Raw genomic sequence first — 12223 nt, forward strand, 5'->3', positions numbered from 1 at the left:
ATGGCGGCTGGGATGGAGTTCAATTCGAACAATACCCTGAAGCGTGATCTGGAGAAGTATGCAGCACAGTATGCAATAGAGCAGGAGCGTCAAGGCAGCCTGGGTGATGGACGCAGCAGTATCCATTACCCGGCCTTGTTTCTGTTCGTGGGTGATCAGGTTGCACCTGCCGTGTCTGCCGTGAGGGAGATTAACCGGTTGAAATGGGATAATGGAGACGGTGTGGTCTACGTTCAGATTGGGACAGAAGATCAGGAAGCAGATCCGGGTGAAACGAGGAACGATAGCTCATCCGGTGACGACGGACAGGTAACTCTGCACCGCTTGCCATTGTCCACTGGGCAGAAGGAGCGACCTTCCAAAACACGGCGTAAGGATGTGCACCGCAATTTCCATGAATCGGATCAGGCGCTCTACGATCTGAATCGTACGCTTCGGCGGGTCAGTAACCGAATTGCCGAATATGGACGGTTATACTCGTCATTTGATCGGATTTACGTTACGGTGGTAACCAGAGCGGATGATCCGCTGAATGTATTGTTGCCAGAGCTCACCAAGCTGACGGAGACCATTTTGTCCCAAGCCTTCAAGTCGGTGCAGACGGATCTGCATGTATTGGTCAGTGAGATGGAGCAGGTGGATTCCTTCGGGTATGCCAGCGCAGCAGGTCTTGCTTTTCTGCGGGAACTGGATTATATGCAGTCCTTGGACTACACGTTCAGCGGTAAACTGCTGGTGACGGAGGATGGGATCTCCATTCCGGTTACACATCCCGCGTCACCGTTGTTTGATCTGGTATATCTGTTGTCCGACAAAAATGAGCGTGGAACCGGCGTTCCCGGTGGCTGGATCGAAAATGCCGAGATCATCTGCCGCATCTGCCTGTTGAAGAACAGGAAGCAGGGTACAGATCACTCGGGGACCGTTTCAAGCACGGGAGCGAACACTTACAACAATACATCCTTTAAAAACAATATTCGTACCACCTCTGATCAGCACGGTTATGCAAGCGCGGGTTTTGCCGAGATCAGGCGGCCAAACAAGCCGATTGCACTAGCTGTGTTATATCACCTGTATCGGTATCTGCTCGCACGCATGCGGCAAGAGCCGGATTGGAGCATTAAGGACAAGCTCGCTTTCTTCGGACTGGACGCGCCCTCGGTGGAACGCAAAGTCGAAGGTCTGTTACCTGACGAAGATCTGGTTAGTGGCATGAGCGGCATCATGACGCATAACGTCAGTTTCTCTGATCTGAAGCCGCTCTCCCTACGTGAAGCGGAGAGAGCATTGTTTGGCCAAGGAGCCGAAGCGTACTTTCGCGATAACGTTGTCCGTCTTGTCGAAGAGCGTGTGCGCGAGCGTAGCTCTAGCGGTTCCCTGCGCCGTCAGGCTGAACATTCCCGAGCGGAGCATCCAGAGGTTGGTTACTTCCAATGGGCAGCCTGGAGTGACAGTGAGCCCGGCAGTGTACGTGAAGCGCTGCTCGGACTGATTCGGGATAAATCGATGCAGCTTGAATCGGCACGTGCTCTGCTGGAGCAACGTCAGCAAGAGCGGGTGGAAGATCAGTCGTTCAAACGAGCGTTGTTCCGTGATAAGCAGAATGTACGCAATCTGATTGACTGCATGCTGGAGCGAGTGTATGTACCCAAGGTAGAATTACTGCGACTGGAAAATGAATTACATTTGCTGCGTATCTACGATACGGAGATGGAAGAACTTTCTCGTTTCAGTCGCCAAGTCACAGCAGCACTTGAAGCGCTGGAACGCACACTGCGGGAGACAGCTGCCCAAAGTATCGCTGCTGCCGATGAATACATCGGACAGAACGTGATGGAGTACTACGGCAAAGTGACGGAAGAGCTAATCATCGACCTGGAAGCCAAACGCGGACGGGACGTATGGTTTGAGGACCGTTACATGGGAGACATGAACCGGCTTGCCACAGAAGGCGATGATCGTTTGTTGAAACGGCTGATGGAGGTATGTCACTCGTTGCTGCTTACGGCAGAGCCGTTGCAATTGCCATTTGAAGAAGAGTTGTTGCAAAGGGCCAATGTAACGATTGCCTACGGAGATAAAGACGTATTAACCCGGGATGATCTGTTCCGCAGGTTGTACCACACGCTGGAGGATCAGGCGGTTGTTCGGGTACGGGTATTCGATTATACGCAGGAACATCGGTATGAAGAAAAGTACTTCTTTGGCGACCATCATAGTGCTTTCATGGACTATGCGGCACATGCCGAAGAGACGTCACGCATCTACAAGTTGGGTGTGGTGTACGAAGAACGCAGCAGTGGTGTGGAGAAGCTGAATCTGATGGGAGGTTTCCATCTGGAGGATCTCATGGTGTATCGGAACGGCAAGGTATATTATGACTCGTACACGGAGAATGGTTATGAACTTCACCCCGCAGGTCTGGTGGAAAAGTTGTCACCCATTCGTTAAGAAGTCTGGTGGTGTCCTACACCCAGCACCAATCTTGTATTAACTCAGCCTGTTTAAGGCTGGTATGGAAAGGATGCATGTAGACATGCAGCGAAAAATCAATCTTCTCCTGGTCCTGTTCAGCCTGATTGGCGGGGCAGTGGGCTTTGCGGCAGGAGAAATCATGCTGCGTCAATGGCTTGGGGAGATGCCACGTCTGTTGCTGATGGGATTATACTTTGGCGTACTGGCGCTGAGCGTTGGATTGTTCTGTTTGATCGCAGAGATGATCTCACCCAAGCTGAATGGTGCTTCATGGAAGCTCCGGTATCTGGGACTGTCGTGGAAATTGCTTGTTCCGGCAACACTCGCTCTGTTGTTTGTTGCCGGACTCGCCCTGCAATTGTTGTATCAGATCAACCCGGGCGGTGCGAAGCAAGTGAAAGACATCGTACTAATGATCGACAACTCGGGCAGCATGAATGATACAGATCCGGATAACGGACGCTTTGAAGCCGCCAAGACACTAATCAGCCAAATGGAGAGTGACAAACAGGTAGCTGTCATTACGTTTGATGATCAACCGCAGTTGTTACAGCCGTTTATTGCGCTGGATAGTGAAGCGGCCAAGAATGAGGTTTATAGCAAAATCGATGGCATTGTCACAACTTCGGGCGGCACCAATTTTGATGCCGTGCTGCGGGAAGGCATGGAACAGATTCAGGGCAAACAGGACCCAAAACGCGGTACCGTCGTCATCTTGTTATCCGATGGCTTCAGTGAAGCGGACACGACCGATATTTTGTCCCAATATAACAACGAACAGATTGCCATTAATACAGTCGGCCTTAGTCTGGTAGACCCTTCGGGTACGGATTTGCTGCGTAACATTGCCCAGCAAACGGGTGGCATGTACTATGATGTACCGGATTCCGGTGGTCTGAATCTGGCATTCCAGCAGATCTACGATACGATTGATGAACGGACGCTGGTAACGGAGCGTACAGGTATGATGGAGCATAGCGTTTATCTGGCGATTTTCCGTGTAGCAGCAATGTTACTGATTGGAGTAGCATTGGGTGTGTCACTCGGACTCGTATTTGATAACCGTCATCTCGCGCTCAGCTTTGGTATTGGTGGTGCGGTATCGGGTCTGCTGGCAGGGCTTCTGCTGGAATGGGGACTCGACGGTTCGAACGTGGGGGATACATTCGTACGACTGGGTGCGATGCTCATCTTGTCAGGCGTATTGACCCTCTTCTCCTGGATTGTTCCGATTAAGGAGAACACGCCGCGGAAGAGCCGAGGTCGTCGTGAAGCTGGCGGCGGAACTTCTTCTGCCGAAGGGTTTGGTCAGAGACCAAGAGATACACGCAGCAAAGGATTCTAACGTCGGGAGGTCAATGGAAATGCGGTTTAAGGATGCAGACCCTTCGACACCCTTGATTCGAAAACTGACACTTGCGGTGGACGAAGGGCGTTGTACACTTCGCTGGCTCTGGCCGGAACGGGTAGAAGCTGTGTATGTGGAACGGCTGGAGCTGGATATGATGAGCGATGATCGTACCGGGGAAGAGCCTGCACAGGGCAAGCTGAAGCTGTACACAAGAGAGGAATATAAGGCGAGCAATGGTTACACGGATCGGATCACAGGTTTTGGTGCCATCAAGTACACCGTGTATGTGTGTCAGATGGAGGAAGAGGGTCCTGTACTGATCCGTCAACGAGACGAGGACAACATGGTAATTGCAAGCGCAGGGAAGGCGGACATCCGCTTTTCCATTCGCTACAAGAGCGGTTTTTTTCAGAAACGAAAAAGTGTATTGATCACCGTCACAGCGGAAGTACCTGTTCCCAAGGAAGCCCTCTGTTATGTTCGCAAACAGGGCGGGGTTCCGCTGAATAAGGAAGATGGTACGGTGTATCCTTTTGTGAGTGATTTTGCTCCCGGAAGAAATGAGATGCCGCCCGTTGAAGTCGCCAAGGATGATTATGTGCGATTATTCTTCACGGACGGACCGAAATATGGAGCCGCCTATCGGCTTATATCAGACTAGATAGTTGGACTAGCGATGGGAAGGTTACTCTGTCATCGTAGTGCAAGTGTAAATCACCTTAGTCTGACTGATCAGGGGAGGGGAGTGGCTATGAGCTTTTTTAGTCGGTTTTTGAAGAGACAACAGCCGGAGGAACGTCCGCTGTTTTATGATATTGTATGCCCTTATTGTTTCAGCAAGTTTTCACCGGAAGAGGTGGTGTTCCGCGCCGCCCATCACCGCGATGATGACGAGGACTACGCACTCGGGGAAGATGCAAAGTTGAATCGGTATCGCGAAAGGTTCGGACTTGATACGGTATTTGATATGGAGGCCGTATTGGCTCCACATGATGTACCGGAGGAACACCGTATTTATTCCGATAACATCGTGATGGGTCTGAACGATCGGTACGGTGTCGTTACACGCCGCCGGTTGTGCCCGCAGTGTCACAATGAGCTACCTGTTACGGCAGGTAAAGCACCGAGCAACATCATATCCATCATTGGTGCATCCCAGGTAGGTAAATCCGTCTACATGACTTCATTAATTCATACATTGCAGCATTATACGGCCGATCATTTTGACGCGGCTTGCATGCCATTGAATGCGGAGATCAGCCGCCGGTTCCGTGCGGATTATGAAGAACCGTTGTTCGAACGGGGGGATCTGCTGGATTCCACACAGAAGGAAAAGTTGCAGGAGCCGTTTATCTTCCAGTTTGTGTTCAAGGATGAAGACAAAGCGCCGCTGACACTGGTTTTCTTTGACGTTGCGGGTGAAGGTATGGTGGAGCAGGATTATCTCGGACTTCACGGGCAGCACATCAAGAACTCGGCAGGTATTCTGTTCATGGTGGACCCGCTTCAGATTCGTTCGATTCGGGACAAAATCCGCATTAACCTCGGCAACGAGCCGGGAGAGTGGACACCACGATACGATGAGCCACGTGACGTGGTACTGACGATGTTTGGAGATTTTATCGCATATCAGGATAAAGCCAAAACCAATATTCCAACGGCCGTTGTGCTCACCAAAAGCGACATGCTGCATTCCCTCAAGGATGAAGAGGGCGATTATATCAAATCCAACAGTAATGTCTTCCGCAACATGGTGCACCGCGATTGGTTCGACTTAACCGAGTTCGAGAATATCGACGGGGAGATCCGGCGTTTTATCGAGAAAGTGGATCGTCCGTTCAAGGGCACGATGGATGTGTACTTCAAGGATACAGCCTATTTCGCAGTCTCTGCGCTGGGTAGCAATCCGGTGGATATGAAATTGCAGGGTGTGGTTAGTCCGATTCGCGTGGATGAACCCTTCTTATGGCTATTGTACAAGCTGAAGTACATTGAGGGGAGAGTGGGATGATGCGTTCTTCCGTAACCCCGCCCATTGAACAACAGTTGTATACTCGAGAGCGGCGCGGGGTGTTTCGCACAACAGAGGGGTTTGATACGGTTGCGGCATCGCCGGGACTGGACCCTTCTTTTATCAAAAAAGTGCTTCACCCCTACTGTGTCTATGACGCTCCAGCGGAGCTTACAGGCCGTAGCGAGAAGGACGAGACGAAGTTTCCGGCTTCCATTCACCTGCTTCATCTGGAGAGTGGAGAGACGATCCTTGGGCAAAATGTGTACCAGTCTGCGGATTTCACCGGGCTGCGCAGTGCCTTTTTTGCACATAATTACGTCTTGTCTCCCGAACGCTCGGAAGAGCAGATGAAACAAGGTGGCTGGCTGGATGCCGTGTTCGCCACGTCTTATGACATCGAACAAGGTACAGTTCTGCCAGCACTTGCTGAATTGCCTATATCACCTAGGAGCGGACAGGGTGGGGCGACCGATGCTGGCGTAGGATCACCAACCCAAGTGCTGAGCGCTTTGAAAATGAACGAAGTGCTGTTCAAGCGCCTGCTCTATGCGGTAATGCAGTCTGTAGCGACACGCAGAAAAGTATACATTGCGCTGGACCTTCCGGCAGAAGAAGTGACCGCAGGGGCCAAAGGATTGTTACGTTTGCTGTACACGGCTTTACCCTACGCATTCCGGCGGCAGCTGGGATTCATGACGTTTGCCAAGGAGCCACAGGCCAAGAAGGGCATTCACGTCCAGTTTGTAGAGCGAGGAACGTTACGTCCGAAAGATCGGAATACGGAGAAGGATTTCACCTTTGATCTGGTATCCGGCAGAGTGACACATGCGGATGCATCTGTGGCGAAGTTACCTTACGCCGAATTCGCTTGGGCCTTATTGCAGGAACCTGCGGCGGCGGATGCGTTCTATACGTTTGCGGATGAGATGCTGTCAGGAATGGAGCCTGGACGGGAACTTTCCATTGAAGCATATGGTGAACTTGCGGTGTTCTATGGTCTTGAACAAGGCATGGAAGACCTGTATCTGGATAACAAAAGTCATGTCCTGAGTGGTTTGCTGACCTATTTGAAGCCGGATGGTGGATCGCAGCAACGATCCCGTCTGAACGAGCTGTTCCTGACCTTGCTCAGTAGGGAACTGGACAGTGTGAAGCGTGAGAACGTACCCGAAGAAGACGTCGCAGCTCGCATTGGAGAATATTTCAGTGTTGCCGCGCCCGTGGTACAATCACGGATTGTGGACTATTTCATCTACGGTGTGAATAATGCCCGCGCCCAGAAGCGTATGCGTGCTGTGCAGGAATTGTATGCTGTGCTGGATCGGGATCCGCAGCTGAATCGAGCTTTCTTTGATAAAGTGCTGGCCAATGAATCGCTTACCAAGCTGTTGTTCGAGCCTTATCTCGACAATCAGCTGAAACGCACGGAATCGGCAGCGAACGTTGTGGAAGTGATCCGAAGATGGGTTACGTCCCATCCATCTGCGATCCACTACAGCTTCTTGCAGGAGCGGACAGCCAATGAGCTGCGTGAACGGTTATGTTCTGCGCCTAATCCGGTACAATCTGCGAATGAAGCACTCCAACGGGTTAGCATACTCGATAGGGTATCTGTGGAAGGTACTTATGATACAGGCATTACGGCACGAATTGGTCAAACTGAAGCTACAGCCCGCCCTAATCGAAAAGGGGGATCTCCGGCTGCCAGTCAAGATCCGGCGTATCAGGAGGAGTTAACCCGCCTTGCAGACAAGCTCGCTTATGTCATTAACCTGTTTATGATTCAGGATCTCGATCTGGATCGGGTTAACCGTGAACAGTTGTTAAGCATCGATATTTTGCAGCATGGCAATGAGGTGCGGGATTGGGCGGCACGTCAGGGCTCTGATGTATCCGCTCGAACGAACATGATGCTGGCTGCGAGAGTGTGGCTTAGTGGCGAGGGGAATGAAGAAGAGGCCTTGGAGGCACTTTCCCTGGCAGAACGCAATGAACTTCAACGCTGGACGCGTCGCTGGCTTGCCGGAGAGCTGCAGGCTCATCCGGGGATTGCGGCATATGAAGCTTTGCCGATGGCTTTTTATAGGGGAGGAAGCGGCAGCAATCGGTTGGATTATCCTGGCCTGATTGAATTCATCCGCACGAATGCAAGTCGTGCTGAAGGGCTGTATCCATTCTTCGAATGGTCAGGAGATCATCGAATGTTTGTCCGGGGTTCCAGTGCGCATAAAGGATATGCGGATGCGATCGTGGCGTATTTCAAAGCCCATGACCGGGAAGCTTTCAAGTCGAAGTCAGCTTTCAAACCGTATTACGTGAGAGCCAGCAAGACAATGAAGCCGGTCTATGACCGTGCGAAGACGGAATTGTCCTCTCCACTGGTGCGGATGCTAACGGGTAAAAGGAAAAATCTGTTCGGATTAATCCTCTTGATCCTGGTTCTTGGTATTGCTGGCGGTACATATGCATGGATGAAAGATTCTGTAGAGCCGCCAGCGGCATCCCCTCCATCTACCCAGGAGCCTGTCATACCGGCTGAACCTGAGGTGCAGCTCGCGGAGCAGATTGCTTATATGATTCCTACGAGTGACCAGGAGGGTACGGAATTACCTGCTCAACTGGTGATCCGTTTCAGGAATGATACGGGAAGCACTGAGTTTGAGCAAGGCAAACTTCAATTGACGATGAAGGATGATAGCACTCAGGAGTTGGATACTACAGGCAAGTGGGAGAGTTTTAATCGGAATGAGGAGCCAGATAAGCAAGTTCCTTCCGATAGTAGTTCAGGAAGTACTTCCGAAGGGAGTACGGATGGGTCGTCAGCGGGAAACGCGGGGAACTCAGAGCAGACGGAGGAAGGCGATCAACAGGCCGATCCTTCAACATCGGGTGATTCCACTTCAGATCCTGCTACCGATACAACAACGGATACAGGGACGAATGCATCGTCTAATGCTGCGAGTGGAGACGCGGATCAAGGTACGGATGCAGATCAATTTACTGGTTCCACATCGCCTGACACATCTGTATCCAATGAACAGGGTGCGGATGCGAACACTCCTGCACAGATGTCTATTGGAGAGGTAGATCGTCTCTATCCGTATGGATTGCAGATTGATCTTCCAGCGAATATGGATGCCGAGAGCATTGTCAGTGTGAAGAGTACGCAGGGCAATATGAAGGTGATCCAATTGATGTCGCAGCCGAAGCTCTAAGTTATTTTATATGAACATGTTGCATAGATTCATTAAGTGTCTTTTGATCCAATAATGAAAAATGCTGACTTCATACCTTATTAAACGAGCGTATGTGAGATGACCTTGAACTTGAATTTCAAGGTCATTTTTTTTATTTGATATGGCGGCTGAATAGATTGAACTAACATTTACACAAAAACGCAGAGGACAGAAATAACCTGAAGAAGTGAAGCGTTCGCCTAAAAGCTTTCTAAAGGAAAGCTACATCGGAAGCATATACTATCCCCGGATTTACCCTTTACAAAAGGATCAAAAAATCTGGGGATAACAGCGATCAGAAGGTTGTTCTGTCATCGGAGTGGCCACATTCACAATTCGGACACAAAATTTGCAATTCAAGAGTTTGAAAGACAGTGAGAAGTGATAAAGTGCGCGGAATGAATGAGAAAAGATCTCAAGTGTACTTGAAAAAAGAGGGGGATTTCTGCTATAGAAAGACCAAATAAAGCACGAAAAGAGAAGAAAATTTGGTTTTTTATGTTGACAAATGATAATGATTATCAGTATCTTTAGTGTAGAAGATATTTGCGTCGGAAATACACAGAATTACAATTTCGTTTTTGTTGCCATAGCCGGATTACATAACCGGGATAAATGAGAGAGGGATGATCGCATGTTTCGTCTGGAGACGACCAAGCTGGATATCGCTTATGAGGAAAGACTAATTGTAGAGGATCTGAATATTCAGATTCCCCAAGGAAAAATTACAGCACTTGTTGGAGCCAATGGTTCAGGGAAGTCAACCATCCTGAAAACGATGGCACGTATTATGGCTCCAAAAGCAGGTAATGTATTGCTCGACGGGAAGTCCATCCATAAACAATCCACGCGTGAAGTTGCCAAGCAGCTTGCGATTTTGCCACAGAATCCAACAGCCCCTGAAGGTCTTACCGTTACTGAACTGGTATCGTATGGTCGCTTTCCTTATCAAAAGGGATTTGGCTCCATGCGTGCGGAAGACAAACGCATGATTGAATGGGCTATCGAAGTGACAGCCATGACTGAATTCCATGATCGTCCGATTGATCAACTGTCCGGTGGACAGCGTCAACGTGCCTGGATTGCTATGGCACTTGCACAAGAAACAGATATCCTTTTCCTGGACGAGCCGACTACGTTCCTGGATATGGCTCACCAGCTCGAAGTATTGCAATTACTGGAGCAACTGAATGCCACAGCCAACCGTACCATTGTTATGGTTGTCCATGACTTGAATCATGCTTCCCGCTATGCACATCACATGATTGGTATCAAAAAAGGTAAAGCTATTGCTCATGGTTCACCTGTGGAAGTTATGAATTCGGATGTACTTCGTGAAGTATTTAACATTGAAGCAGATATCGTGATTGATCCGCGTTCCGGTGTACCGCTCTGCTTGCCTTACGCTCTTGCAGGCGAACGCCAGCAATCGAAGACGCCAGAGCAGATGGTCATGAACAGTGCGATGGTTCATGCTGGAGGACGGACAGAACCACGTGTTCAAGCGACAGGAAGTTAACGAAATGGGCCATATGTGGTCCTTACATTATAGAATGAAGCCGCTGTGCATAATGCACGCGGCTCATTCGCATTCATGGGAGGTTTGCAACCAATGGGAGCAATCAACTACACGTGGTTAGAGCAATATGGACGTATAACGACCGGTCCGGTTAACGAACCGGTTTTTGGCATGCCTTTGACATTGTTAAGACATCCGGAGAACGCAAAGCTTATGCTCGAAGTCTATAATAAGCACCTGCGTACAGATTTTCTTCGCTCTGCTGCTGTATATTTCATGCACTCTGTTCGCGGTTTAGTGCTCGGTATTCATTACTTGACATCTATGTGTGATGCATCGCTGAATATTTCGTTGGAGAATATCCATTTGCAGTTGGAGGTTCAGGAAGGGCGTCCTGTAATCCATTTTCAGATTGTGGATGCAACCGAGTATGCCCATCCTGGTTCAGTCGACAGCAGTGTTGGAGCTGTATCTCCTTGGCGGAATGAGCTACTTACAGCATATTACGGTGAACAACTACGCCCACTGATTGAGGGGGTGGCCCTTGCGGGAGAAGCAAACACGGGTCAGATGTGGGCACAGTTCGCATCCATCCTGAGATGGTTCAAGACGATGGTGGTAAAGATGGACATTACAGAATCGGAACGAGAAGCTGTAATTCAGGGATATGAGCATGTCATTGCCATGCCACCGGAGATTCTGGGGTTACGCAAGAACTTGCTGTCATTCAAACCGGTCGAGATTGCTAATCCCCATCAACCTGGAGAGACCATGCTGATGAAGCCGACATGTTGCCTGCACTATCAGGTGTACGGTGGTCAGAATTACTGTTACAGCTGTCCCAAACTGACCAAGGCCGAGCGGCAAGAGCGGTATGATGCAATTGTGGCTGCCAAGTCAGGTTGAAGTGAGTCGGGAGCAAAGGGATATGGGTAGATCCGAGATTTGGTAATCGCATCCGATCAGGTTTATAATAATAAGACAGGCTGTAGGTTCATTGGTTATGCCAACGTGCTCGCAACAGTCCAAACCAACATATGTCATGGGAGGAATCAGTCATGTCCGTATATTCATATCAGGCGGTAACTACCGCGAACCAAGAAGTCTCACTGGATCTGTATCAAGGTAAGGTATTGGTCATTGCCAATACAGCCAGCAAGTGTGGACTGACCCCGCAATACGGTGAATTGCAAAAGCTCTATGATCGTTATCGCGATCAAGGCTTGGTTGTACTGGGTTTCCCTTGTAACCAGTTTGGAGGGCAGGAGCCAGGTACAAGTGAGGAAGCCGAATCATTTTGCCAGATTAACTATGGTGTGAATTTCCCGGTGTTTGCCAAGGTAGATGTGAATGGTGAGGAAACACATCCTCTATTCCAATACCTGAAGGAGCAACAACCCGGCGTAGGCGAAACAAGCGACATCCAATGGAACTTTACCAAGTTCCTTGTTAACCGTGAAGGTGAAGTGGTAGGTCGTGTTGAACCGAAAGAATCCCCGGAGACCATGATTGCAGATATCGAGAAATTGCTCGGTTAATACATGAACGTTGAGAAGCCTATCCTCGTATAAACGAGGATAGGCTTTTTTGATTATTTTATATACGCAGATTTATTCTCTTCACAGGTA

At 49.7% G+C, this 12223-nt stretch carries 8 protein-coding genes; all 8 read left to right on the plus strand.

All coding sequences use genetic code 11. The annotated features are described in order from the left end of the window. The 8 genes from ACE04G_RS06345 to ACE04G_RS06380 all read left to right on the plus strand — a co-directional run bounded on the left by ACE04G_RS06345 (window position 1) and on the right by ACE04G_RS06380 (window position 12133). A complete protein-coding gene (locus ACE04G_RS06345; protein ID WP_449004069.1) occupies window positions 1–2451 on the plus strand; it encodes a transcription initiation factor TFIID in 2451 nt (816 codons plus the stop codon). A gap of 85 nt (window positions 2452–2536) precedes the next feature. Continuing rightward, window positions 2537–3820, plus strand: a complete 1284-nt coding sequence (locus tag ACE04G_RS06350; RefSeq protein WP_237177328.1) for a vWA domain-containing protein — start codon at window positions 2537–2539, stop codon at window positions 3818–3820. Between the two features lie 19 nt (window positions 3821–3839). Continuing rightward, the gene (locus tag ACE04G_RS06355; protein ID WP_237177330.1) at window positions 3840–4487 is read left to right on the plus strand and encodes a beta-mannanase; all 648 of its coding nucleotides are present in this window, start codon (window positions 3840–3842) and stop codon (window positions 4485–4487) included. Between the two features lie 90 nt (window positions 4488–4577). Continuing rightward, window positions 4578–5837, plus strand: coding sequence for a TRAFAC clade GTPase domain-containing protein (locus tag ACE04G_RS06360; protein WP_024632789.1), 1260 nt, complete (start codon window positions 4578–4580; stop codon window positions 5835–5837). After that, window positions 5834–9055: a GAP1-N2 domain-containing protein gene (locus ACE04G_RS06365; protein ID WP_449004068.1), complete on the plus strand. Its 3222-nt coding sequence runs from the start codon at window positions 5834–5836 to the stop codon at window positions 9053–9055. Before ACE04G_RS06360 ends, ACE04G_RS06365 begins: the two co-directional genes overlap by 4 nt. Window positions 9056–9710: 655 nt before the next feature. After that, window positions 9711–10595 (plus strand): ABC transporter ATP-binding protein, encoded by an 885-nt coding sequence (locus ACE04G_RS06370; protein WP_091012819.1) that lies wholly within the window; start codon window positions 9711–9713, stop codon window positions 10593–10595. A gap of 93 nt (window positions 10596–10688) precedes the next feature. Next, window positions 10689–11501, plus strand: a complete 813-nt coding sequence (locus ACE04G_RS06375; RefSeq protein WP_449004067.1) for a (2Fe-2S)-binding protein — start codon at window positions 10689–10691, stop codon at window positions 11499–11501. Window positions 11502–11653: 152 nt separating this feature from the next. After that, window positions 11654–12133, plus strand: coding sequence for a glutathione peroxidase (locus tag ACE04G_RS06380; RefSeq protein ID WP_062836886.1), 480 nt, complete (start codon window positions 11654–11656; stop codon window positions 12131–12133). Window positions 12134–12223 lie beyond the last annotated feature (90 nt).

Source organism: Paenibacillus sp. AGC31, assembly GCF_057334655.1.

Excerpts from the sequence above, each read along its gene's own strand:
- ACE04G_RS06345 (WP_449004069.1), top strand. The coding sequence starts at position 1 with ATGGCGGCTGGGATGGAGTTCAATTCGAACAATACCCTGAAGCGTGAT.
- ACE04G_RS06350 (WP_237177328.1), top strand. The coding sequence starts at position 2,537 with ATGCAGCGAAAAATCAATCTTCTCCTGGTCCTGTTCAGCCTGATTGGC.
- ACE04G_RS06355 (WP_237177330.1), top strand. The coding sequence starts at position 3,840 with ATGCGGTTTAAGGATGCAGACCCTTCGACACCCTTGATTCGAAAACTG.
- ACE04G_RS06360 (WP_024632789.1), top strand. The coding sequence starts at position 4,578 with ATGAGCTTTTTTAGTCGGTTTTTGAAGAGACAACAGCCGGAGGAACGT.
- ACE04G_RS06365 (WP_449004068.1), top strand. The coding sequence starts at position 5,834 with ATGATGCGTTCTTCCGTAACCCCGCCCATTGAACAACAGTTGTATACT.
- ACE04G_RS06370 (WP_091012819.1), top strand. The coding sequence starts at position 9,711 with ATGTTTCGTCTGGAGACGACCAAGCTGGATATCGCTTATGAGGAAAGA.
- ACE04G_RS06375 (WP_449004067.1), top strand. The coding sequence starts at position 10,689 with ATGGGAGCAATCAACTACACGTGGTTAGAGCAATATGGACGTATAACG.
- ACE04G_RS06380 (WP_062836886.1), top strand. The coding sequence starts at position 11,654 with ATGTCCGTATATTCATATCAGGCGGTAACTACCGCGAACCAAGAAGTC.